The sequence below is a fragment of the Pseudomonas sp. LB1P83 genome (genome assembly GCF_054897885.1).
Genome location: NZ_CM142709.1, coordinates 341071 through 364419, shown reverse-complemented (window position 1 = coordinate 364419; position 23349 = coordinate 341071). Strand labels below are relative to the sequence as shown.

16 protein-coding genes are annotated in these 23349 nt (G+C 59.9%); 14 read left to right on the top strand and 2 right to left on the bottom strand.

From position 1 onward, the window contains the following. Positions 1-50 precede the first annotated feature (50 nt). The 3 genes from ACYZTY_RS01610 to ACYZTY_RS01600 are packed head-to-tail and all read left to right on the top strand — an operon-like array spanning position 51 to position 2790. Positions 51-839 carry an ABC transporter ATP-binding protein gene (locus ACYZTY_RS01610; RefSeq protein ID WP_461957034.1) on the top strand — a complete coding sequence of 263 codons (789 nt, stop codon included), beginning with the start codon at positions 51-53 and terminating at the stop codon, positions 837-839. After that, entirely contained in the window at positions 836-1783 is a 948-nt protein-coding gene (locus ACYZTY_RS01605) for an ABC transporter substrate-binding protein (protein ID WP_461957033.1), read from the top strand. Before ACYZTY_RS01610 ends, ACYZTY_RS01605 begins: the two co-directional genes overlap by 4 nt. Then, entirely contained in the window at positions 1780-2790 is a 1011-nt protein-coding gene (locus ACYZTY_RS01600; protein WP_461957032.1) for a FecCD family ABC transporter permease, read from the top strand. Before ACYZTY_RS01605 ends, ACYZTY_RS01600 begins: the two co-directional genes overlap by 4 nt. A 57-nt stretch (positions 2791-2847) precedes the next feature. Here ACYZTY_RS01600 and ACYZTY_RS01595 read toward each other — a convergent pair whose 3' ends face one another. Further along, positions 2848-7467, bottom strand: coding sequence for a hypothetical protein (locus tag ACYZTY_RS01595; protein ID WP_461957031.1), 4620 nt, complete (start codon positions 7465-7467; stop codon positions 2848-2850). Positions 7468-7697: 230 nt separating this feature from the next. Between ACYZTY_RS01595 and urtA the strand changes: the two genes are divergently transcribed. From urtA to ureC, 11 genes are all read left to right on the top strand, one after another. Next, positions 7698-8963 (top strand): urea ABC transporter substrate-binding protein, encoded by a 1266-nt coding sequence (urtA, locus tag ACYZTY_RS01590; RefSeq protein WP_461957030.1) that lies wholly within the window; start codon positions 7698-7700, stop codon positions 8961-8963. A 165-nt stretch (positions 8964-9128) separates the two neighbouring features. Beyond that, positions 9129-10631 (top strand): urea ABC transporter permease subunit UrtB, encoded by a 1503-nt coding sequence (gene urtB, locus ACYZTY_RS01585; RefSeq protein ID WP_461957029.1) that lies wholly within the window; start codon positions 9129-9131, stop codon positions 10629-10631. Then, complete coding sequence (gene urtC / locus ACYZTY_RS01580) at positions 10631-11710, top strand: urea ABC transporter permease subunit UrtC (RefSeq protein ID WP_461957028.1); 1080 nt, start codon at positions 10631-10633, stop codon at positions 11708-11710. Before urtB ends, urtC begins: the two co-directional genes overlap by 1 nt. Then, complete coding sequence (gene urtD / locus ACYZTY_RS01575; RefSeq protein WP_461957027.1) at positions 11707-12576, top strand: urea ABC transporter ATP-binding protein UrtD; 870 nt, start codon at positions 11707-11709, stop codon at positions 12574-12576. Before urtC ends, urtD begins: the two co-directional genes overlap by 4 nt. Before the next feature lie 106 nt (positions 12577-12682). Continuing rightward, a complete protein-coding gene (gene urtE, locus ACYZTY_RS01570; RefSeq protein WP_461957026.1) occupies positions 12683-13381 on the top strand; it encodes an urea ABC transporter ATP-binding subunit UrtE in 699 nt (232 codons plus the stop codon). Positions 13382-13411: 30 nt separating this feature from the next. Continuing rightward, positions 13412-14251: an urease accessory protein UreD gene (locus ACYZTY_RS01565; protein WP_461957025.1), complete on the top strand. Its 840-nt coding sequence runs from the start codon at positions 13412-13414 to the stop codon at positions 14249-14251. 139 nt (positions 14252-14390) lie between these two features. Then, the gene (gene ureA, locus ACYZTY_RS01560; RefSeq protein ID WP_033055605.1) at positions 14391-14693 is read left to right on the top strand and encodes an urease subunit gamma; all 303 of its coding nucleotides are present in this window, start codon (positions 14391-14393) and stop codon (positions 14691-14693) included. A 9-nt stretch (positions 14694-14702) separates the two neighbouring features. Then, entirely contained in the window at positions 14703-15236 is a 534-nt protein-coding gene (locus tag ACYZTY_RS01555) for a GNAT family N-acetyltransferase (protein ID WP_461957024.1), read from the top strand. Between the two features lie 6 nt (positions 15237-15242). Further along, positions 15243-15776, top strand: a complete 534-nt coding sequence (locus ACYZTY_RS01550; RefSeq protein WP_461957023.1) for a GNAT family N-acetyltransferase — start codon at positions 15243-15245, stop codon at positions 15774-15776. After that, the gene (locus ACYZTY_RS01545; RefSeq protein WP_461957022.1) at positions 15776-16081 is read left to right on the top strand and encodes an urease subunit beta; all 306 of its coding nucleotides are present in this window, start codon (positions 15776-15778) and stop codon (positions 16079-16081) included. The genes ACYZTY_RS01550 and ACYZTY_RS01545 overlap by 1 nt, the downstream gene beginning before the upstream one ends. Before the next feature lie 150 nt (positions 16082-16231). Further along, positions 16232-17932, top strand: a complete 1701-nt coding sequence (gene ureC, locus ACYZTY_RS01540) for an urease subunit alpha (protein ID WP_461957021.1) — start codon at positions 16232-16234, stop codon at positions 17930-17932. A 48-nt stretch (positions 17933-17980) separates the two neighbouring features. Here ureC and ACYZTY_RS01535 read toward each other — a convergent pair whose 3' ends face one another. Next, on the bottom strand, positions 17981-23269 hold the full coding sequence (locus ACYZTY_RS01535) for an NEL-type E3 ubiquitin ligase domain-containing protein (RefSeq protein ID WP_461957020.1): 5289 nt from the start codon (positions 23267-23269) through the stop codon (positions 17981-17983). Positions 23270-23349: the final 80 nt, after the last annotated feature.

Below are 23349 nucleotides of genomic sequence, written 5' to 3'. Positions count from 1 at the left end.
CTTGCCCGCGATAGGGCCCTCAGCAACACAAAAAATTTCAGAGCAAATGCATGACCTCGCTGAACCTCACAAACCTCGCCTGGACTCCCCTGGGCCACGGCCATTGTCATCACCAGTTCCAGCTGCGTGATGCCTCCTTGCACGTGGCCGCTGGCGAGTTCGTCGGGTTGATCGGCCCCAACGGCAGCGGCAAGACCAGCCTGCTGCGTTGCGCTTATCGATTCAGTAAACCGGAGAGCGGCGAGGTCCGGCTCGACCACCACAACGTCTGGAAGCAATCCTCGCGCTGGTGCGCCCAACGCATCGCCGTGGTGTTGCAGGAATTCCCCGACGCCTTCGGCCTGACCGTCGACGAGGTGGTCGCCATGGGCCGCACGCCGCACAAAGGCCTGTTCGACGGCGACACCCTGGAAGACCGCAATCTCGCGACTCAGGCCCTCGAATCCGTCGGCCTCAAAGGCTTCGAAGACCACGCCTTCGCCACCCTCTCCGGCGGAGAAAAACAACGTGTGATTCTCGCCCGCGCCTTGGCGCAACAACCGCACTTGCTGATCCTCGACGAACCGACCAACCACCTCGACCCGCGCTTTCAGCTTGAGCTTCTACAGCTGGTCAAACGCCTGAAGATCGGCACCCTGGCCAGCATCCACGACCTCAATCTCGCGGCTGCCTTTTGCGATCGACTCTACGTGATCAATCACGGCCGCATCGTCGCCAGCGGCACACCAAAAGAAGTCCTCACTGCTCCGCTGCTGCGCGACGTGTTCGGCGTCGAAGCGCTGATCGATGAACACCCCTTGCACGGCTACCCACGAATCACCTGGATAACCCAACCATGACTTTGCGTTCCCTGCTTTGCGTCACGCTGTTGCTGGGCAGTGCCCAAGCGTTGGCCGAGGCCACGAAATATCCGCTGACGATCCACAGCTGCAACCGCGAAGTGACGTTCAAGCAAGCGCCGAAACACGCGGTCAGCCACGACATCAACATGACCCAGATGATGCTCGCCCTCGGCCTCAAACCGAACATGGCCGGCTACAGTGGCGTAACGGGCTGGAAGTCGGTCACGCCCGACATGCAGACTATCCTCGATGGTTTGCCGGAGCTGGCAGCCAAATACCCGTCGGTGGAAACCCTGCTCAACGCCAACGTCGATTTCTTCTTCGCCGGCTGGGATTACGGCATGCGCGTGGGCGGCGACCTCACGCCGCAGACGCTGCAGCCATTGGGCATCAATGTCTACGAGCTGACCGAGTCCTGCGCCTTCGTCATGAAGCGTCCACCGGCCAGCCTGGAAGACACCTACAACGACCTGCGCAACCTCGGCAAAATCTTCGACGTGCAGGACCGAGCCAATGCCTTGATCGCCGACATGCAGGCGCAAGTCGCCGAGGTGCGCAAGGAGCTGCCCGCCGATAAACCGCGCGTGTTCCTCTACGACAGCGGCGAAGACCGCGCCATGACCTCCGGCCGCCTCGGCATGCCGCAGGCACTGATCGACGCAGCGGGCGGGCGCAACATTCTGGACGACGTCGAGGCGAGCTGGACCCGTGTGAATTGGGAAAACGTGGTCGAGCGCAATCCGCAGGTGATCGTGATCGTCGACTACGGCGAAGTCACCGCCGAGCAGAAAGAGCAATTTCTGCTCAATAACAAAGCGCTGCAATCGGTGGACGCGATCAAGAACCAGCGTTTCATCGTGATTCCGTATGTGCAGGCCACGCCGGGCATCGACAACGTGCTGGCGGTTGAAACCCTGGCCAAAGGTTTCCACGGCGAATGATGGATCGTCGCTATGCCTTGCTGCTGGTGATGCTCGGTGCACTGTTGCTGGTGTCGTGCGTGGTGTCGCTAGGCTTTGGTCCGGCGCGGGTTCCGGTGGACGTGGTGTGGCGGATCTTGCTGCACAAGGCATTCGGTATCGGCGAAGTAAGCTGGACGGCCGGGCAGGAACATATCGTCTGGTTGATTCGTGTGCCGCGCATGCTCTTGGGCGCGCTGGTGGGTGCCGGGTTGGCGCTGATCGGCGCAGTGTTGCAAGCGGTGACGCGCAATCCGTTGGCCGATCCGCATCTGCTCGGCGTCACTTCCGGCGCCACCCTTGGCGCAGTGATCGTGGTGCTGCACGTCGGTGAAATCGTCGGCCTGCTGACCTTGCCGATAGCGGCGTTTATCGGCGCGCTTCTGAGCATGTTGATCGTATTGATGATCGCCAATCGCAACGGTCGGCTGGACAGTGACCGGCTTCTGTTGTGCGGTGTGGCGGTGTCGTTCGTGATGATGGCGATTGCCAATTTGCTGCTGTTCCTCGGCGATCACCGGGCGAGCTCTGCGGTGATGTTCTGGATGCTGGGCGGGCTCGGGTTGGCGCGTTGGGAGTTGCTTGCGGTGCCGGCCGCCAGTGTGTTGCTGGGACTGGTTTTGCTGCTGGGCATGGCCCGACCACTGAACGCTTTGATGGCGGGTGAACAAACGGCAGTGACCCTCGGGCTCAACGCCCGCACCGTACGCCTGCGCGTATTTTTGATTGCGTCGTTGATGACGGGAGTGCTGGTGTCGATCAGTGGCTCCATCGGGTTTGTCGGGCTGATGGTGCCGCACATTGCCCGTCGACTGGTCGGGGCCGAACACCGGCGATTGTTGCCGGTGTGTGTATTGCTGGGCAGTGTGTTTCTGGTGTGGGTCGATGTTGCTGCACGCACGCTGATCGCTCCCGAGGACTTGCCGATTGGCGTGGCCACGGCGGCGATTGGCGGGTTGTTTTTCATCGGCCTTATGCGACGCCGCTGAGCCGTACCAGCGTGGAGGCACGGCTCACCAGGCGTTCAGATCAATGAACGCTGCGCTTCACAGTTCGTCACGATCCGGCGTCGCCGCCGGTTGCACAGGTGGCTTCCAGGTCGCATTCAGTCGCCCGCGACGGTGCCAGTAATCATCGGTGTCCAGTACTTCAAGCCGGCCGACGCTTGCGAGTCTGGCGAGGTATGCCGCGACGCCATCCTTTGCCTCCTCGCTTAGAAATGCCGTTTCCTGCAACGAAAATGCGGGGGTGAACTTGAACAGTGATCCACCGCGACCGGTGAAATAGCAACTACCTCCGGAGATCCCACTCTTTTTCACAACGTCTCTGCTGAACCACAGGTCGGCCAGAGCCAGGTTATCCAAAAGCAATTGGTCAGAAGCACTGGGGGCCTTCACGAACAGATTGAAGCGTTTGTAGAACTGGTGCACAGCCACCCATTTGTAATCCTGCGGAAATACCGGCAATGGCAAGGGTTGCGCATCCGGCACGGCTACCGGTGCAATGGGCCCGCCCGGCCCTGAGAAAAACAGCGCGCTGGCAGCGCCGCTGTTGGCGCCGTCCTCAAGCGGCTCGACGGCAACGAACGAACCCGTCGCCTCGTGCATCAAAACACCCCCCAGATACTGCTTGCCGACGTACTCGCCAATCTGTCCTTGGGCAGAGCGAGCCGCATCATCGGCATGTGCAAATACCGGCCCGAGGGCAAAGCGGTAATCCGGCGCCCATCTCACCAACCCGATGCCGGTTTTGACACCCCGGGCATCAACCCTGAACGGCGACCAGAAAGTGCTGCGCACCACGGCCTGCAACTCACCGTTGGCGATCACTTTGCGCAGATACTCGATCAGCGATTCATGCCCTGATTGCAGTACTTTCTCGTAGGCGACGGCGGCATTTAACCGGGTCCACTCCGGTGCGCTGGTCTTGGGCTTGTATCGCAACAAGGCGCCATCAGCACAGGAAACGTAAACGTTGAGGTAAGTCGTCACTGCGCCCGTGCGCACACGGATAGCGTCCAATCCGTATGTCAGATCCCGAGGCGAGATGAAACTCTGATTCAACTCATGCGGCAGTCGTCCCGCCCCGGTCAACGGACACAGATAGATTCCCTCAACGCGATACCCCAGGGGTAATAACCCATCGGGAAATACCCGCTCGACGGCGAGACTTCCTTGCCTCCCGTCGATCGGCAACGTCGTCACATACTGCTCAGCCTTAAGCGACTTGAGCACGAACCCGAACATCAATCGGGTTCGAGTTCCAGCCGCTCGATGGACATGCCGTAAGGCGTCGTCCATTTGCGTGAAGACCGGACTGAGCGCCGGATCAGCGATGGCCGACCGATGCACCTGCGATAGGGCTTCCCTGGAATAAGCACTCCATTGTGACAACTGCCTGGCCTTGCCCCACAGCCGACTACCCTCGATCACTTGCAACCTGCCGGCTCTTGCAACCTGATTGACGTATCCACTCGGGGTTAGCGTGCCGTTGCGCATTTGCAGTTCTATCGGGGTATGCCTGCGCTGCAATTGGCTGGGTGGCGCCAAAGCCCCGGCAAGTTGTTTTTCGACAGCACTTGCGCTGACGGTGTAGCTGATCAGGCTGCCATCGAGCCCCAGCAGATATTCCTTGCCGGGTGACAGAGAGGTTGAAAGCCCGGAGCCGGTCAGGATATCCCCAAGAAAATCGGTGGAGAACATGTTGAGGTAAACGTCCCGTTCGCGGTTCGACAGCGCGAAAATCGGCTCGACCTGCATTCGGGAGTGGTAACGGGCAACCACCGTACTCCCGGCCAGAAACAACCCTTCGTCAGTCAATTCATCCAGACGAATCCAGCTGGCCGGGAAGTTCTCGACCTCGACGGCCACCGGCAACGTCGCGACAAACAAACCATCGACGCGACGCAGCACCAAGCCACCGTAGATCCGCTCACGCCGAGAGCCCAACTGCGCCAGCGCATAGCGTGCGGCATCATCCGGCGACAGAAAGACCGGGCTGAGGGCTCGCCGCTGAATCTGTACGAAAGGTTTCCAGTCAGTGCCGACAACGCCCGCCTCGTCCCATAGCTCACTGGTGCGCAGCACCCTCAGTTCTCCGGCCTTGGCGATCAATTGAATGACGTTGGCATAGGGTGGCGTGCCGTTGAGCAACACCGACCTCAGTTGCTGCAAACCTTTAGTGTCGAACTGTGTTGAGGTGGTCGAGAATTGATACCGCAACAAGGCCCCATCCAGGGTCGCGACGAAAACGCTCAGGTCCTCGAAATGCGTAAGACGTTGCGTGCCCTCGTCGTCATAGATGGCCGCCGCCAGATCGGTTATGGAAGCAAAATGTCGGGCGAACCAGGCATCCGCTGTCGATAACCCGTCATGGATCCAGCATGCCGAGTAATACAGCGCGAGAGTGCGAAACTCGTCGATCAACACCGGCGCGCCAAAGTCGCTCGCCTGATTCAATGCACCCAGGCGTCCGACAGGCACCGTCTCGGTCGCCACGTACTCATCGCGGTCCTTGTGTTTAAGAATGAATCCCCAACCCGCCGCAGCCGTGCGGTAGTCGAGCCTGGCGCGATGACGGGCGTTCAGCACGGCTTCTTCGGCGCTGGTAAAAATCGCCCTGAGTACCGGAGTGGAAACGTTTGTGCGGGTTGCCTGATTATTTGTCTCATCACCCAGCACGGCTCCTCGAGGGCCCCACACGTCGTTGCCGACCACCACACGCAATTTGCCAGTGCCGGCCAGTTCGTCGACCACTGCATCGGGCTCAAGTGTGCCGGCCGCCAGCTCCCGATCAATCAGTGTTTTGTCGTCAGCGAGCAAGGCAACCCGCCCTTGCAGTTTGTTGCGAGCCGCCACTTTCGAGACGTCGGGGCTGTAGACCAACAGGCAGTCAGCCGAGCCGGACAGGTAAAAATCGATAACATGCGCGCTCTTGTCGAACACCGACCGAATGTCTTCGGCGGTGAACATTTGCGCCTCCGTCAGTTGCTCTTGAGCGTCGTCACGTGCGATGGACACGGAGTCGGTTTGCCAACGCGAGGCATACAGCCCATGAAACGAGAACCCCTCGACCAACATGATCGGCGCGTCGGATGCATCGAGGGGGCAGAGCCTGTCCAGCGCAAACCGTGGTTTTGCGCAAACCATCGGTTCTGTGGCGACAAAGCGTTTGTTTTGATCCTGCAAAATCATCCCGGCGAAGCCTTGCTCTCGACGGCTGCCGATGTACTCGTGCGCGAAACGTGCGGCATCGTCCGCCATAAGGAAAGCAGGACTCAAACGCCGCGACCTGGCATAGGGTTGCCAGTCGACGCCAACGATCCCGACAACATCCCACAACGCACTGTCCTTCAGCACGGTCAGCTCGCCGGCGGCTGCCACCTGCCTGATGTAATCCGCAGGCTTGAGCGTGCCAGCCTTCAGCTTAGCGTTGAGATCCGCGCTGTCCTTCAGCGGATCTTCACGCAGGTGCGCTGAAGGTCGGTACTGCAAAACAGCACCATCGCGGGTCCGGGCGTACACATTCAGATAATCGGGATACTCCTGCCGATAAACATCCCATAGCGAAAACTTGATGCCCGCCGCCAATTCCTCCGGTGAAAAAAATCGCTCATAAAGCCATGGCTCGCTGGCGCTCAGCGCGCCATCACTGTGCGAGAGGAAATAAACGCCGTGCAGGTCGAAATCGAGCAACCTCACCAGCTTGTGGTCTGCTCTCCTCGCAAAGGTGTTGAACAGTTCTATCGCCACCTCCAGCTGACTGGAGAGAACCGGATAGGTCGCCATGCACTCCGAACTGCCGGCAGATGTCACTACAAAACCCAGATACACGCTGCCGGAGGTTGTGGATACGCTCGTTGCTGCGACTTCGATGGCCTTGTCCACTTGATCGGACACGGCACAAAAAAAAGGCTGTGAAACGGGTCGGTTGTGCCCCAAGGCGGTACCGAGGGTCCAACTCGCCGACACGTTTCCACGTACACCGCCCCACTGATCATTGGGCACCAGTACGCTCAGCGTGCCGGTCGTGGCCACCTTCTGAATCAAAAGCTCGACGTCGGTGAATGGCCCGAACGACTTGAATCCCTGCTCAAAGAGCTTCTTCTCCTCAGCCGGCTGAGTCGACTCGTACTTGATCAGTGAACCATCCGGCCCCGACAGATAGTGACGCTGTCCATAGGCGCCCGGGTCCTGCATGTGGCTCAGAATGTGGTGTCTCGGAAAAAAACCGAGGCTCAACTTGATCTGCTCGGCCGTCCAGCCTGGGTGAACACGCAGGACTTCAGCGTGATTTGCCGAAAGAGACAGGTAATACGCGGCGCCACTGTAGCCCTGGGGGACGAATAGTTCCCCGGGGTTATCGGTAGACAGCAGGGTGTCGAAATCGAAACGCCCTTTCATGCCTGCTACAGGTAACGTGGGCTGAAATTTTCCGTCACCACGCTGCACGATCACGCCGCCGTAGGCCCTGTCACGGCGTGCGCCGATCTGCCGGTGTACCCAATAGGCCGCATCATCTGCACTGATGAATGTCGGTCCCAGGGCAGGAAACCCGTCCGTCCCTCGAAGTGTTGGAGGTGTGCTGATAGAGGTGCTGTCCATGCGCGGCTCACTTGATTGAGAAGCCACGATGATCAAGATTCTGGAGCGCCGCAGGTGGTACATATTTATCGCCCGCAGGGTTTCGGCTTTTGGTGCACCCGGCACCAATGCTGCGCACGACGATGCACCCGCGCCTTGATCAAGCCCCAGTCTGGTGCGCCTCCGTGTTTACGGAAGGCTCTATTACGCTATTTCCCTGCCTCTGCCGAACAGGCACAGCCCTTGCTAAAGACCCTTTAGTAGTCCGCATCTGCCAACCCAGAAAAATTACTAACGTTCATGGAGATCGCACAATGAAGCGTCGCAGCTTGATCAAGGCTTTCACACTCACGGCAAGCATTGCCGCGATGGGCATGACCTGGACCGTCCAGGCCGCCGAGACCATCAAGGTCGGTATTCTGCATTCGTTGTCCGGGACCATGGCGATCTCCGAAACCTCGCTCAAAGACATGGCGTTGATGACCATCGACGAGATCAATACCAAGGGCGGCGTGAACGGCAAAATGCTGGAACCGGTGGTCGTGGACCCCGCGTCGAACTGGCCGCTGTTCGCGGAAAAGGGTCGTCAGTTGCTGACTCAAGACAAGGTTGCCGTCGTGTTCGGTTGCTGGACGTCGGTATCGCGTAAATCGGTGTTGCCGGTGTTCGAAGAGCTCAATGGCTTGCTGTTCTACCCGGTGCAATACGAAGGCGAAGAGATGTCGCCTAACGTGTTCTACACCGGCGCCGCGCCGAACCAGCAAGCGATCCCGGCGGTGGAATACCTGATGAGCGAAGAAGGCGGCAGCGCCAAGCGCTACTTCCTGCTGGGCACCGACTACGTCTACCCGCGCACCACCAACAAGATCCTGCGCTCGTTCCTGCATTCCAAAGGTGTGGCGGACAAGGACATCGAAGAGGTCTACACCCCGTTCGGCCACAGCGATTACCAAACCATCGTGGCCAACATCAAGAAATTCTCGGCCGGCGGCAAGACAGCGGTCATCTCCACCGTCAACGGCGACTCCAACGTGCCGTTCTATAAAGAGCTGGCCAACCAGGGCTTGAAAGCCACCGACGTCCCGGTCGTGGCGTTCTCGGTCGGTGAAGAGGAACTGCGCGGCATCGACACCAAACCGCTGGTGGGCAACCTCGCGGCATGGAACTACTTCGAGTCGGTCGAGAACCCGGCGAACAAGAAATTCGTCGCCGACTGGAAAGCCTATGCCAAGAAACACAACCTGCCGGGCGCCGACAAAGCGGTGACCAACGACCCGATGGAAGCCACGTACGTAGGCATCCACATGTGGGCGCAAGCGGCTGAAAAAGCCAAGTCCACCGATGTCGACAAAGTCCGCGAAGCCCTCGCAGGCCAGACCTTTGCCGCACCGTCCGGTTACACGCTGACCATGGACAAGACCAATCACCACTTGCACAAGCCGGTGATGATCGGCGAGATCCAGGCCGACGGTCAGTTCAACGTCGTGTGGCAGACCGAAGGGCCGATCCGTGCCCAGCCGTGGAGCCCGTTTATTTCGGGTAACGACAAACGGCCGGATTATGCGGTGAAGAGCAACTAAAGCCACTGGATGTCGGGACCGGGCACTTCACTCGGGACCGACACATATCCCTGTAGGAGTGAGCCTGCTCGCGATAGCGGTGGGACAGACAACATACCTGTTGATTGATAGACCGCTATCGCGAGCAGGCTCACTCCTACATTTAGCCCGCGCAAGGCCTTACATATGCCCACCGCCATCTACCGTTTCATCTTCGCCCTCGCGCTGCTGTTGCCGATGACCACTTATGCAGGCGACGCCGAAGACTTCGTCGCCGCCAATCCCACGCAGCAAGCCAAGCTTCTCGAATCCTGGGCCGCGCAGCCCGACCCGGCCCGAGTCGAATTGATCAACGCCCTGCAACAAGGCGAGTTGACCGTCGACGGCCAACCGAAATCCCTGCGCCTGAACAATCGCCTGCGGGGTCTGATCGACACCGCGCTGGCCAGCCACCAATTGCTCGCCGCCGACGCCAAAATCCGTCTGGCCGCCGCGCAGCAATTGCAGAAAAGCGCCAAACCCGCGCAGCTGAAATTCCTCGACCATCAATTGGCGGGCGAACAAGACGAAACCGTTCACGCCGCCCTGAGCCTGGCCCTGGCCAACCTGCAACTGGTCGACACCGACCCCGCCGTGCGCCTCGCAGCAGTGCGTCTGCTTGGCGAAACCGGCGATCCACTGGCACGCACCCGCCTCGAAAGCCTGCTGGAACCAGGCATCGAAGCCGACGCCAACGTGCGCACTGCCGCCGAAACCAGCCTGGCCCAAGTCAAACGCAAACTGCTGATCGGCGAGATCCTCGGCCAGGCGTTCAGCGGCATGTCGCTGGGTTCGATTTTGCTGCTCGCGGCATTGGGTCTGGCGATCACCTTCGGCCTGCTCGGCGTGATCAACATGGCCCACGGCGAGATGCTGATGCTCGGCGCCTACTCGACCTACGTGGTGCAGCTGATGTTCCAGCGCTTCGCCCCGCAGGCCATCGAGTTTTATCCGCTGATCGCGTTGCCGGTGGCATTTTTCGTCACCGCCGCGATCGGCATGGCGCTGGAACGGACGGTGATTCGTCACCTCTACGGCCGCCCGCTGGAAACCCTGCTGGCGACCTGGGGCATCAGTTTGATGCTGATTCAGGTTGTCCGGTTGCTGTTCGGCGCGCAGAACGTTGAAGTGGCCAACCCGGCGTGGCTGTCGGGCGGGATTCAAGTGCTGCCCAACCTCGTGCTGCCGTACAACCGCATCGTGATCATCGCCTTCGCCCTGTTTGTAGTGGTGCTGACCTGGCTGCTGCTGAACAAGACACGCCTCGGTTTGAACGTGCGCGCCGTCACCCAGAACCGCAACATGGCCGCCTGCTGCGGCGTGCCGACCGGACGGGTCGACATGCTCGCTTTCGGCCTCGGCTCAGGCATTGCCGGCCTTGGCGGCGTGGCGCTCAGCCAGATCGGCAACGTCGGCCCGGACCTCGGCCAGAGCTACATCATCGACTCGTTCCTGGTGGTGGTGCTCGGGGGTGTCGGTCAGTTGGCCGGTAGCGTGCTGGCCGCGTTCGGCTTAGGGATCGCCAACAAAATTCTCGAACCGCAGATCGGCGCCGTACTCGGCAAGATCCTGATCCTCGCGCTGATCATTCTGTTCATCCAGAAGCGTCCGCAAGGCCTCTTCGCACTGAAAGGACGGGTGATCGACTGATGAACCAGCCCCTGATGCTCACGGCCACGCAAAAGGCCGGCCCCAAAGTCACCATCGCCGTTGGCGCGGTGATCCTCGTTTTGCTGCTGGCATTGCCGTTGCTCTCGCTGTTATCGCCCGTCAGCGTTTTTCACGTCTCGGCCTATACCCTGACGCTGGTGGGCAAGATTCTTTGCTACGCAATTGTCGCCTTGGCCCTCGATCTGGTTTGGGGTTACGCCGGTCTGTTGTCCCTCGGCCACGGCCTGTTCTTCGCACTCGGCGGTTACGCGATGGGCATGTACCTGATGCGCCAGGCGTCGGGCGATGGCTTGCCGGCGTTCATGACCTTCCTGTCGTGGACCGAATTGCCGTGGTACTGGACCGGCACCAGCAGCTTTCTCTGGTCGATGTGCCTGGTGGTGTTGGCGCCGGGTTTGCTGGCGCTGGTGTTCGGTTTTTTTGCCTTCCGTTCGCGGATCAAGGGCGTGTATTTCTCGATCATGACCCAGGCGCTGACCTTCGCCGGGATGCTGCTGTTCTTCCGCAACGAAACCGGGTTTGGCGGCAACAACGGCTTCACCAATTTCCGCACGATTCTCGGGTTCGGCATCACCGAGCCGGGCACCCGTGCGGTGTTGTTTTTCGCCACGGTGGTGTTGCTGGTGGCGAGCCTGTTTATCGGCTGGCGTCTGGCGCAGAGTAAATTCGGACGCGTGCTGACGGCCCTAAGGGATGCGGAAAACCGCCTGATGTTCTGCGGCTACGACCCGCGGGGTTTCAAGCTGTTTGTCTGGGTGTTGAGCGCGGTGCTGTGTGGCTTGGCCGGTGCGTTGTACGTGCCGCAGGTCGGGATCATCAACCCGAGTGAAATGTCGCCGACCAACTCCATTGAGGCCGCCGTCTGGGTGGCGCTGGGCGGTCGCGGCACGCTGATCGGTCCGCTGCTCGGCGCGGGGGTGGTCAACGGGATGAAGAGCTGGTTCACCGTGGCGTTCCCCGAATACTGGCTGTTCTTCCTCGGCGCGCTGTTCATTGTCGTGACCTTGTATTTGCCCAAAGGCGTGATCGGTCTGCTGAAAAAGAGAGGTGAATCATGAGAGTCACTGCGACAGCTGAATTCATGCTCGAACCGGCGTTTTTCCCAGTGGAGCCCAACAAGGACGCCGGCAGCAGCCGCGATGCCATCGGCCTCGGGCAACGTGTCGGCCCCGGCCTGAATACGCGTCACGGAACGATCCTGACGCTTGAAGACATCAGCGTCAGCTTCGATGGCTTCAAGGCCCTCAACGATCTGAACCTGTACATCGGCGTCGGCGAACTGCGCTGCATCATCGGTCCCAATGGCGCGGGCAAGACCACGTTGATGGACGTGATCAGCGGCAAGACCCGCCCCAGTCACGGCAAAGCCTGGTTCGGTGAAACCCTGGACCTGACGTCGATGAGCGAAGTGCAAATCGCCCAGGCCGGCATCGGTCGCAAGTTCCAGAAGCCGACGGTGTTCGAAGCCTTGAGCGTGTTCGAGAACCTGGAACTGGCACAGAAAACCGACAAGTCGGTGTGGGCCAGCCTGCGGGCTCGCCTCAGTGGCGAACAGAAAGACCGCATCAGCGAGGTGCTGGAAACCATTCGCCTGACGGCCTCGGTCAATCGCCCGGCGGGGTTGTTGTCTCACGGTCAAAAGCAGTTTCTGGAAATCGGCATGCTGCTCATGCAAGACCCGCAACTGCTGCTGCTCGACGAGCCAGTGGCGGGCATGACTGACGCCGAAACCGAGTTCACCGCCGAGCTGTTCAAAAGCCTGGCCGGCAAGCATTCGTTGATGGTGGTGGAGCACGACATGGGCTTCGTCGGCTCCATCGCCGACCACGTCACCGTGCTGCACCAGGGCAGCGTGCTGGCCGAAGGGTCGCTGGAGCAGGTCCAGGAAAACGAGCGCGTGATCGAGGTTTATCTCGGTCGATGATTTTGCTCCCGTAGGAGCGAGGCTTGCCCGCGAAGGGGACCTCAAGGCTGCCAAAAGCTTCGCGGGCAAGCCTCGCTCCTACGGGGGATTTGAGAGGAATTTGAACATGCTGCAAGTCGACAAGCTGCACCAGTATTACGGCGGTAGCCACATCCTGCGGGGCCTGACGTTTGAGGTGAAGGTCGGTGAAGTCACCTGCCTGCTCGGGCGCAATGGGGTGGGCAAGACCACGCTGCTCAAATGCCTGATGGGTTTGCTGCCTGCCAAAGAAGGCGCGGTGAATTGGGAAGGCAAACCGATCACCACGTTCAAGCCGCACCAGCGGGTGCATGCCGGGATCGCCTATGTACCTCAGGGACGCGAGATTTTTGGCCGGCTGACCGTGGAAGAAAACCTGCTGATGGGCCTGTCGCGATTTCCTGGTTCTGAAGCCAAGGAAGTTCCGGCATTCATCTACGAGCTGTTTCCGGTGCTGCTGCAAATGAAGCAACGGCGCGGCGGTGACTTGTCCGGTGGCCAACAGCAGCAATTGGCGATCGGTCGTGCGCTGGCGAGCCGTCCACGGCTGTTGATTCTCGATGAGCCCACCGAAGGCATCCAGCCGTCGGTGATCAAGGAGATCGGTGTGGTGATCAAGAAGCTTGCGGCCCGGGGTGACATGGCGATTCTGTTGGTCGAGCAATTCTACGATTTCGCCGCCGAACTGGCCGACCAGTACCTGGTGATGTCCCGGGGCGAGATCGTGCAACAAGGTCGCGGTGAAAACATGGAAACCGAGGGTGTACGCGGTCTGGTTACGATCTAGTCTGTAGCGTCCTGACGATAATTAGAAAATATGAATCTACCTGCCCCCATTGTCCTGTTCACCCCCAGCTGGCACGCCGAGCTGGAACTGGGCTACGCCCGTTTCGGCGACAGCACACGCCCGGTCCTGCGCCGACACAAAGGCCCGCTGCGCGTACAGAAGCACCTGTACGCCGAAGGGCCGCACGTGTGCCAACACATCATCGTTCATCCGCCCGGAGGCATTGCCGGTGGGGATCGACTGGATATCTCGGCCAGCGTCGGCACGCACGCCTGGGCGCAAATCACCAGCCCGGGTGCCGCGAAGTGGTATCGCGCGGCGGGGCCCGCCTATCAGCGGCTGACATTGAAAGTGGCGCCCGGTGCGACACTGGAATGGCTGCCACAAGAGACGATTATCTTCAGCGACGCTCAGGCCGAGCTCAGCACCTCCATCGATCTGGAGGGCGACGCACGGTTGTTTTACTGGGACGTTGTGGCACTGGGCCGCCCGGCCAGTGGCGAACGCTTCGACCTCGGCCATTTTCAGGCGCAACTGGATATCCGCCGCGACGGCCAGTTGCTCTGGCACGAACGCCAGCGCATTGTCGGGGATGATGGTCTGCTCGACTCGCCGATTGGCCTGGATGGGCAACCGGTGTTTGCGACGTTGCTGGTGACCGGGGAGATTGATAGCGAGCTGCTGGAAACCTGTCGCTCGCTACCCAATCAAGTGCGCGGGGATTTGACGCAATTGCCGGGGCTTCTGGTTGCCCGGTGTCTGGCCAGTGAAGCGCTGTTGGCGCGGGGCTGGCTGATTGATTTGTGGCGGTTGCTCAGGCCTGCGTTGCTCGGCCGTGAAGCCTTGCCCCCAAGAATATGGAGCACCTGAACACCTACCCCCTGTAGGAGCGAGGCTTGCCCGCGAAGAACGATAACGCGGTCTCCCTGTTAAACCGAGGCGCGCCCTTCGCGGGCAAGCCTCGCTCCTACAGAAAGCTTTTTTAACTGCCGATTATGGATTCCAAACGATGGACCTGACCCCACGCGAAAAAGACAAGCTGCTGATCTTCACCGCCGGCCTCGTGGCCGAGCGGCGTTTGGCGCGCGGCGTGAAACTCAATTACCCGGAAGCCATGGCCTACATCTCCGCTGCGCTGCTCGAAGGCGCGCGTGACGGCCGGACCGTGGCCGAACTGATGCACTTCGGCACCACCCTGCTCAGCCGCGAACAAGTGATGGAAGGCATCCCGGAAATGATTCCGGAGATCCAGGTCGAAGCGACCTTTCCCGACGGCACCAAACTGGTCACCGTCCACCAACCCATCGCCTGAGGACGCGTCATGAGCTATCAAATCCGCGATGCGCTGCACGCCGACCTGCCGGCGATCCGGGACATCTACAACGACGCCGTGCTCAACACCACGGCGATCTGGAACGAACAGGCCGTGGACCTGGGCAACCGTCAGGCCTGGTTCAGCGCCCGGCAAGCCCAGGGTTATCCGATCCTGGTGATTGTCGACGGCGATAACAGCGTGCTGGGCTACGCTTCATTTGGTGACTGGCGGCCGTTCGACGGTTTCCGTCATACCGTCGAGCACTCGGTCTATGTGCGCAGCGACCAGCGTGGCAACGGTCTGGGCCCGCAATTGATGACGGCGCTGATCGAGCGCGCCAGAGGCTGCGACAAGCATGTGATGGTCGCGGCCATCGAAAGCGGCAACGCCGCTTCCATTCGTTTGCATGAGCGCGCCGGTTTCGTGATCACCGGTGAGATGCCCCAGGTGGGCACCAAATTCGGCCGCTGGCTGGACCTGACCTTCATGCAACTGACCCTCAATCCTGGCGCGGAGCCGCCACCCGCCAACAAGGAGTAACTCACGATGAACGCCGCTCAACTGCGCCGCGTCAATGTTGAAAGCTTTGCGCACTATCGTCAGGGGTTGATTGATCTGCTGCTGGACGCTGTCGGCTATGGCGCCAGTGTCGGGTTCATGGCCAATCTGGACGCCGCTCAAGCCCGCGCCTATTTCGATGACGTTCAGGACAACCTGAACCAAGGCAACGTGCTGCTGTGGGTGGTGGTCAAGGACGAGCAAGTGCAGGCCAGTGTGCAATTGACCCTGTGCCAGAAGGCCAATGGCCTGAACCGTGCCGAAGTGCAGAAGCTGCTGGTGCGCGAGCATGCGCGCCGTCGGGGTCTGGGCCAACAATTGATGAGCGCGCTGGAACAGGCCGCGCTCCAGCACAAGCGCGGCATGCTCTACCTCGATACCGAGGCCGGCTCCCCCGCCGAAGACTTCTACAAAGCCCTGGGTTACACCAAAGCCGGTGAAATCCCCGACTACGCCTGCGACCCGACCGGCCAGTACAAACCGACCGCCCTCTACTACAAGATTCTCCAGGGAGCCCACTGATGATTCCCGGTGAATACCAGATCCAGTCCGGCGACATCGAACTCAATGTGGGCCGCCGCACTGTCAGCCTGAAAGTGGCCAACAGCGGCGACCGGCCGATCCAGGTCGGCTCGCATTACCACTTCTTCGAAACCAACGACGCCCTGACCTTCGACCGCGCGGCCAGTCGCGGCATGCGCCTGAATATCCCCTCCGGCACCGCCGTGCGCTTCGAGCCGGGGCAGAGCCGTGAGGTTGAGTTGGTGGACCTGGCCGGGCATCGCCGGGTGTTCGGGTTTGCCGGCAGGATCATGGGTGACCTGTAACAAATGCGGTGTCTGTTCTGGCCCCTTCGCGGGCAAGCCTCGCTCCTACAGTTTGTGTCGGTCGCCAATAATACTTACGACGCGGACCTGTAGGAGCGAGGCTTGCCCGCGAATGCGATCTCCCATTCAATTAATTCCCAAGGCATGCGCATGAAAATCTCTAGACAAGCCTACGCCGACATGTTCGGCCCCACCGTCGGTGACAAGGTCCGCCTGGCCGATACCGAGCTGTGGATCGAGGTGGAAAAAGACTTCACCACTTACGGCGAAGAAGTGAAATTCGGCGGCGGCAAAGTCATCCGCGACGGCCAGGGCCAGAGCCAGCTGCTGGCCGCCGAAGTCGTCGACACCCTGATCACCAACGCGCTGATCATCGACCACTGGGGCATCGTCAAAGCCGACGTCGGACTCAAGGACGGACGCATCGCCGGCATCGGCAAGGCCGGCAACCCGGACATCCAGCCGAACGTGACCATCGCGGTCGGCGCGAGCACCGAAGTCATCGCCGGCGAAGGCATGATCCTCACTGCGGGCGGCATCGACACCCACATCCATTTCATCTGCCCACAGCAGATCGAAGAAGCGCTGATGAGCGGCGTCACCACCATGATCGGCGGCGGCACCGGGCCGGCCACCGGCACCAACGCCACCACCTGCACCTCCGGGCCGTGGCACCTGGCGCGCATGCTTCAGGCCGCCGATGCGTTCCCGATGAACATCGGCCTCACTGGCAAGGGCAATGCCAGCCTGCCGGAGCCGTTGATCGAACAGGTCAAGGCCGGCGCCATCGGCCTCAAGCTTCATGAAGACTGGGGCACCACCCCGGCGAGTATCGACAACTGCCTGACCGTTGCCGATCAATACGACGTGCAGGTCGCCATCCACACCGACACCCTCAACGAATCGGGCTTCGTCGAAACCACCCTCGCCGCCTTCAAGGGCCGCACCATCCACACCTATCACACCGAAGGCGCGGGCGGCGGTCATGCCCCGGACATCATCAAGGCCTGCGGTTTCGCCAACGTGCTGCCGAGCTCGACCAACCCGACCCGGCCGTTCACCCGCAACACCATCGACGAACACCTCGACATGCTGATGGTCTGCCACCACCTGGACCCGAGCATTGCCGAAGACGTGGCCTTCGCCGAAAGCCGCATCCGCCGCGAAACGATTGCCGCCGAAGACATCCTGCACGACCTCGGCGCGTTCTCGATGATCAGCTCCGACAGCCAGGCCATGGGCCGCGTCGGTGAAGTGATCACGCGCACCTGGCAAACCGCCGACAAGATGAAAAAACAGCGCGGCGCGCTACCCGGTGATGGCGAAGGCAATGACAACTTCCGCGCCAAACGCTACATCGCCAAGTACACGATCAACCCGGCGATCACCCATGGCATCAGTCATGAAGTGGGCTCGGTTGAAGTGGGCAAATGGGCGGACCTGGTGCTTTGGCGTCCGGCGTTTTTCGGCGTCAAACCGACCTTGATCCTCAAGGGCGGCGCCATCGCGGCCAGCCTGATGGGCGATGCCAATGCTTCAATTCCAACACCGCAACCGGTGCATTACCGTCCGATGTTTGCCAGCTACGGCGGCTCGTTGCACGCCACCAGCCTGACCTTCATCAGCCAGGCCGCGCAGGAGGCCGGGTTGCCCGAAGCCTTGGGTTTGAAGAAGAAAATCGCCGTGGTCAAAGGTTGCCGCGACGTGCAGAAAACCGACTTGATCCACAACGACTATCTGCCGAACATTGATGTCGACCCGCAGACGTATCAGGTCAAGGCTGATGGGGTTTTGTTGTGGTGTGAGCCAGCGGATGTACTGCCGATGGCCCAGCGTTACTTCCTGTTTTGATCGTTCGAGGGGCCTGACACGCCAGGCCCCTGCGAAAAGCAACTGCGATCAGGCGTTCGGTTGTACGGCTAAGGGGATTTCTACCCTTTGCAGTTTTGCCCGGTCGATCGCCTGCTGTGTGAGGGTTTTGACCAACGCGTTTTTGTCTTCATCGATGACATTCAACTCAGCGGCATATTCCGCTTCGGTCATGACCCGTCCCGGCGCAAAGTCGCTTTCCGGTTTGTTCAGTTCCGCGCCAAGCACCCTGAGTTCTTCCTTCAACCGAGTCTTTTGCTCAAGGGAAAGCGTGGTGTCGGTCGCGCGCTCGTCCAACGCCATGTAGAACTCTGTGGTGGCATCGATCCGGCGCCTGAAGCCTTTGAAAGCACTTCGGTTGGAGCCCTCGACGTAGGATGACCAGAATGGCTGATCGATCAGCAGATCACCGAGCAGCTCCCCCTCTTCAAGGTCAAGCACACGGCGGTACGCAGACTCGATCATCGCGGGCGTGACGCCGGCGATCTTCCTGAACTGCATTTTCCGAGACTGCCAGGGCAGATCCAGCCGGTCGGCAAGGTCCGTCATGAATGCCAGGTGAACTTCAACCTCATCAATCGTGCCCGTCACCTCGCCCGTCGCATCAAGGCGCCTGAACTGCTCGCCCAGTACCTCGCGCTCGGCAATCGTTTTGCGGGCGATCCTGCTCAATTCATCCAGACGTGACTTGCCCCGCGCCAGCGACACCAGCTCACCCTCGACCAACGCGGGATTTGCCAGTTCATAGGCCTCATGAATCAGCACCTCCATCCCCATGGCGTTGAACAGCTGCGCGCCCGCATCGACGCACGCCGTGGGCACGGTGGACATCGTGAAGAGTTTTTGCCGTAACCCGGTATTTTTCGCCATGGCCTCGAGCATTCGCCAGACCTTGGCGGTTACATCGACCCGGAACCCAGGGTCGCGCTTGAAATGCCCCGACTCGGTGAGTTTACGAATCTCATTGAAAAACCCGACCGAACCGATCTCATCCTCGACGCTGTTCCAGACCTCTTGTTTCGCCACCCACTCCGGACGCGTCATGCCGGCTTCCCAGTCGAGACTGTCGCGCACACCACGCGGCGGATACGGTCGATCAGGGTCCATGCCGACAGACTCGATGTAGTCCCTGAGCGTCTGCAGATTGGCCTCCGCCAACCACGGCGGCTCCCTGTTCAACATCGTGCGCGCCAGCAGTTCCGCCTGGACGGAACCACGGGGCACCGTTGGAATTTGCGTGATCTCGTTACTCTGTATATCCAGGTAAAAATGCCGGAACCGCGGTTGTGCGAACAACCCGTCGGGCCAGGTATGAACGCCGGTATCGGCCAGGATCAGCGTATGTAACATCCTCATGCTGCCAATATCCGGGACTCGCCCCAACGGATTACCGAGCAGGTCCAGGATATGAAGTCGAGTCAGGTTGCGCAGGTCTGCGATCGCCGGCGCATCCAGCACAATCCGGTTTCCTCGCATGTTCAGTTCCGTCAACGTGCGCATTCGGCCTATAGCCCGAGGAAACCGCGTGAGCGAATTGCCGTTGACGTTGAGCGAACGCAAGCGTGGGAAATGATCCAGGAAGGAAATATGCGCGTCGGTCAGTTGGGTCCGGTTCAGATTGAGGCGAGTGACATGATCGAAATTACCCTCCAGTGAGGGCAGGGTGCCCAGATGACGCCCCAGCGGAAAGTTTTCCAGGTCGAGTACAACGCCGTGCAAATCGCCGAACGCATCCACATCGCGCAACCCGGTTTGCTGCCAGCACTCCCTGACCGCTTTGTATAACGCATTTCTGGACTGCCATTCGGCGATGCCGGCAGGCGTGAAGCGAAACGCGTTGGTCGGCGAGTTCAGCCAGCGTTGAAAGTTGGCGTTGAGCCGATCGAACTCCGCTTCGAGTGCGCTCGCCCTCTGCTCCAGACTGACTTCGCTGCCACCCGCCTCCAGATACGCCAAGGCTTCGGCCTCCGTCCATCCGGGGCGGACGACACGGATCCGCTCTTGCGGTGTGATGAGTCCGGTGACTTGACGCACCCCCTGCGAAACCCCGCGCATGCCGCCACGCAGTCGCATCGTGGCGGGGTCGAACATCGGTTTGCGCACAGGGTTATCCGCGAGAAGGGCACTGAACGTGTCGCGTGGCAACGGCGCTTTTTGAATGGCGTGCTTGAGTGTGGAGCCTTGATTGACGTGATACCCCAGCGCGTTTCGTTCGGCATCAGGCAGGGCATGCAACACCGAGGCGTAAAGATTATCGGCGCCGTGCAAATGAAGATCATCGGCATCGCGTGCCTGGTACTGACCGTCCTCGCTGACCAGGATTCTGGGGTGGGCGGCATCTGCCGGGCCGACGCTGTCGCGCAACGGTCCGTCGAATGAATATTCACGGATTTCGATCCGGACGTTGTCGGGCCAGTTGGGCAATGCTTGCAACGAGTGCAACGCCAGCCGCTCGGTGTCGACACCGTATGGCGAGTCGAGGAAGAGCCCTTCATAAGCGCGCGCGGTTCGTATCGCCTGCAAGGTGACTCTCACACGCTCCCTGAGCTGCAAGGGAATGCGCGACGGCTCGGTGATCTTGAGCAGGTCTTGCGGTTCGATGTCGGCCAGCAACTCCCGGGCTATCGCCGTGGGGAGTCCGTTGAACGCATCCTGAAGCACCAGCACTTGCGGGTCGTTGGTCTGTTGCAGACGACGATCAAGCGCCTCAAACAGAGGGCCGCGCCGATTACCTGCCCGCTCGGCAAGCTGGTTTTTCAAGGCATCGATGCGGACTTGCTCGTCAGTAGAAATGCCCTGCCCGAGCATCGCGTGGATGTCGGCCTCGTTCGCAAACTTCACGGCGAGCTCCGGCAGTTTCCCTGCACGGACTTCGGCACGGCTTACCTTCAGCGTGTTGGCCGGCAACGCATCGATGTTGCCAAACGTTATCGAGCTTCCCCCGTGCCCGGCGCCATCAACGAGCTCAATACTTTTTTGCTCGGGCCATCTCGGCAGTTCAACCAGCAACTTGGGCACCTGCTCGACGAACGCTTGCGGAACCTCATTGAGCCTTATCTGCCCGGGCAGCTTCTGCACATCAGCCCAGGCCTTGAAGCGCTCGATGGTGTTGGTCAGCAACGCTGGCGGAGGATCGCTGACGACATGCAACCTGCGCAATTCGTCCTCTTCTATTCCACTGACAAGACGAATCTGCTCCAGCGTGTTGTCAGAGAAACCCTCGACCGTCGGCCCCATGCGCCGCATGAGTGTGGTTTTGTCCCACTCGAGGGGGCGATCGAGTTCTGTTTTCCAGATGCCGGCACCGTTGTGCTCCAGCTTCGGTTGATAAGCCTGCGGCCGACTCGGATGACGCAAGCGCGGCTGGCCGGTGTGTGGATCGTTGATAACTTCGAAGTGTTGGTTTTCATGCTTGAGGATGTCTTTTCCGCTGTACCGATACAGACCCTGCTCGTTTGGCTTCACCTCATTGGGCAATGCCAGGTCATGGGCGTAGGGCGAAAGGTCCGGGTTCCAGAGGCGCGTCTTGCCGTCAGGCCGCTCGACCTTTTTCAACTGGTCGATGAAAGCCGAAGGTTTGACAGACGCAGCCGCACCGGAGGGCAAGACATGCCCGGCCGCCATGATTGCCAACTGCGCGAAATTGATCATGACACCCGTGAGATGGGCCGCCGCTTCTTCCTTGTCTCCCTTGCTCCAGTCTTCGATGCCTTCCATGGTTTCGAAGAGCATCTGCCCGACCATGATGGCCAGCATCGCTTCGCCCAGGTAGGGAACCAGCATGGCGCCAAAGTTGAACACGTTCCAACCGATGTTCAGATAACTGCTCAGGCGATTCCAGCGGGTGGTGGCGTCTTCATCGCCGGTTGGTACGGCGATTTGCCGCGCATCTGCAATCGTTTTCCCCCTGCGCCATAAGCCCATTTGCGGCCAGAGATCGCCGGGGATGATATTGGTGACAGGCTCCGCATCGGCATTCTCGACCGCGGTCTCTCGCCACCACGGCCCCATGTCCAGGGGTTCACGCTGTTGCCAGGTGAACGTCGAGAGGCGCTCGCGAACCCGGGCAAAAAACTTGCCCTTGTCTTTTTGCGCCACGAAACGGCTGAAAAACTCTTGATAGCTCGGCGAGCGCAGCTGGCTCGTCAGTTCCTTCATGAAATCAGTGAAGGACCCGTATTCTTTGAAGGGGTGCTCCGGATCATCCGGTACAAACGCAATCAACGTCCCGTCGAGACGGCTTTGTTGATAAACATCATTCCTTTGCAACATGGCATCGACCAGGCCACTGGGGCCATTGGCGAAAAACGCCTCGAGCAACTTGAACTGCTCAAACTCCTGTCCCGGGAGCAGTGTCAGACGGCGTGACCACTCCAACATCGTTCGTTGATGCTGCGGAATCAGCGCGTCGTAAGTTCTTTTGATTTTTGAAGGGTCCGCCACTGCACTAAACAACACAACACCGGACAGCGTGAAACCCATGATCGAAAGCCGATGGCAGTGCAAGGGACGACGCCCCATCAAAATGCCTTGTTCATTGTCACGAATCTGCCGAAGTTTCCCGTAGCCATGGGAAGTGATGTCTTTTTTCAGATAAGCGATAAGCGCCGATTCGTTGAAAGCCGCTTTTTCACTGGCCGTACATTGCCGCTCAACGGTCGCTTTGGCCGCGACCGCATCGGGTGTCAGTAACGCCTTGATGTGCTGCTGATATTGCGCACCGATATCGAGCCCCCGACACAGGGCAGCAAATCTCTCGACTGTCAGCGCCTGCCGCTGAAGTTGGTTTTCTTCGTCCCGGATGAAGATGCCTGAACCCTCGCGAAACGCCCCCTGCTGCGTTTCGGGCTCTTCAAAATTGTGCAACGCAGCTTCCAGCAATGAGGACTCTCTTAGCCGACTGGCATTGGTATCGATGCCAATGCCCAGTTTGGCCGGGATATACAGTCGAATCAGCGTTGTGTTGACGTCCAGTTCAAGATTCAACTGCTCTTTCAATGCTTGAACAAGCAAGGGCTCGGCAAAGACGTGAATGTCCTTCTGCACATTCTCCAGCGTATCGTCCAATGGACCCTGGACGCGCCAGTGCTCGTCGATCAACGCCTTGAGGTACTGGCGATCCATGGCCCTCGAATTCAAATACCACTCAGGAAACTCCGGCTTCGAATCGGCAATTGAAACAAGGCGTGAGGCAGGGGCGTCTTTTATCGGCGAGGGCAGTTTGCTCAGAAGATAATCACGATAAACATCGCGTTCACCCTCTTCTCCTACATATCCGGTGATTATTTGTAACGCCGAAGTACCCGAAAGCTCGTTCATTTCGCAAATCCTTATGCGATGAAAGGAGCGACCAGATTATTGATTGGCTGCAAAAACAAAAGATCAAAAAACAGTGATGA